Below are 1,936 nucleotides of genomic sequence, written 5' to 3' on the forward strand. Positions count from 1 at the left end.
TAGGAGCTTCTTGTATAATTCAAATATAAGGAATTCCAAGAAAGAAGGTTGAGAAAAAAATACCTCAGTGTAAAATAAGATTACTGACTTTGCACGGTTAGTAAAAAATCTTATTGAACAGAGAGGTATCTGAAATGAATTATAACACACAGAACGCAAAAATTGCATCTATTACGGCAAAAACTTTAATTGTTGGAATCGATGTTGGAAGTGAAACTCATTATGCAAGGGCCTTTGACTGGCGGAATTATGAGTACTCAAAAAAGCCGTTTGCTTTCAACAATGATGAAGCCGGGTTTGCTTCATTTAAGGTATGGATGGAAGATATAGCAGAGAAACATGGGAAAGAGGTGGTGATTCCAGGGATGGAACCTACCGGCCATTACTGGCTGAACCTTGGAGCGTACCTGCAGGAACAGGGAATGAAGCCGGTGCATGTGAATCCGCATCATGTAAAGAAGTCCAAAGAACTGGATGATAACAACCCAAACAAGAATGACCGTAAGGATCCAAAAACAATTGCGGGACTGGTAAATGAAGGAAGATTTTCGTATCCATATATCCCTACAGGGATATACGCAGAGATTAGAAATCTGTCAAATCTTCGTATTCAGACGCAGGAAGAACTTACAAGGATCAAAAACCGGATTGCCCGATGGTTCAGTATTTATTTTCCGGAAATAAAAGACGTTTATAAAAACCCGGACGCTGTAAGCGGGATGATGGTGATCAAAAAGGCACCGTTGCCATGTGATATCAAAGAACTTGGCGTAGATGGTGTGAATCAGGTATGGAGGGATGCAAAGCTGAAAGGCGCTGGCATAAAGAGGGCAAGGACCCTGGTATCAGCTGCGGAGCACAGCATCGGAAGTACGGAAGCACCGGAAAGTGCCAGAATAGAGATCCGAAACCTGCTGAACGATTACGAAGTATATAAAAACAGAATGGATGATCTGATGCAGGAGATAGAAGCGAAACTTTCAGAGATTCCTTATATTGATAAACTGATGGAGATCAAGGGAATCGGTTTAAAAACCGTAAGCTGTTTTATTGCAGAGGTGGGTGACATTCGACGTTTTGATAACCCAAAGCAGCTGCAGAAGCTAGCAGGGTATGCCATTGTTGCAGACAGTTCCGGTAAGCATAACGGAGAAAGCCGCATCAGTCACAGGGGAAGAAAACGCCTGAGGTATGCATTGTATGAAGCTGCGATATCTGTGATAGGAAAGAATAAAGAGTTTAGAGAGATCCATGATTATTACAGGACGAGGAAGCAAAATCCTTTGAAGAAGATGCAGTCGGTGATAGCGATTGCGTGTAAGCTGATCAGGATCTTCTATACGATACTGACAAAAGGCATAGATTATGATGGTCAGAAGATGCTGAGTGATATCGTAAGGCCGGAAGCTATAATGGCAGCATAAAAATATCAGGAAACAGTATATCGTGGTTGGTTTGAGCATTTGAGTAAAGAGTGCTTGAGGGCTGAAACCAGCCACGGTAGCTGAAAAAAACAGAATGCAACAGGAGAACGTCCACTGAAAAGTGCTGTTGCCGGAAAAAAGTCAGTAATAGAAATACAAAGAATGAGCCAGTAGTCGGCAGGAATATTTTCCATAGGGCATGTGACCCTGGTTAGGAGCTGAGCTGACACCCTGGTTATGGACAGGCGGGACGAGAGAAGTTAGGACTCGGCGCTTAAGGGCTGATGATCCTGGTAGACACGGGAGGTTCGCTGCCGTAGATGGATGGGTATACACAAGGCCATGTAGAACGAAGAGCAAGACGTTTTACTTCGTGTACCCAAAATCCACTATTTTCGTACCAGATACAGAGAAATGTTCATTCCTATGGCTTCTTCTTCTGAGATATTTATTGATGATATATTGAAAAAATCCTTGATTTTCAAGGAAAAAAGACTTGACTTAATAGGGAG

General features: G+C 42.4%; 1 protein-coding gene. It reads left to right on the forward strand.

Annotation, left to right across the window (positions count from 1 at the left end; all coding sequences use genetic code 11):
• The first annotated feature begins 134 nt into the window (after positions 1-134).
• Positions 135-1,424, forward strand: a complete 1,290-nt coding sequence (locus tag ACTNBF_RS16380) for an IS110 family transposase (RefSeq protein ID WP_441027274.1) — start codon at positions 135-137, stop codon at positions 1,422-1,424.
• Positions 1,425-1,936: the final 512 nt, after the last annotated feature.

This window comes from Bariatricus sp. HCP28S3_A4 (assembly GCF_052066395.1).
Lineage (GTDB): Bacteria > Bacillota > Clostridia > Lachnospirales > Lachnospiraceae > Allocoprococcus.

Excerpts from the sequence above, each read along its gene's own strand:
- ACTNBF_RS16380 (WP_441027274.1), top strand. The coding sequence starts at position 135 with ATGAATTATAACACACAGAACGCAAAAATTGCATCTATTACGGCAAAA.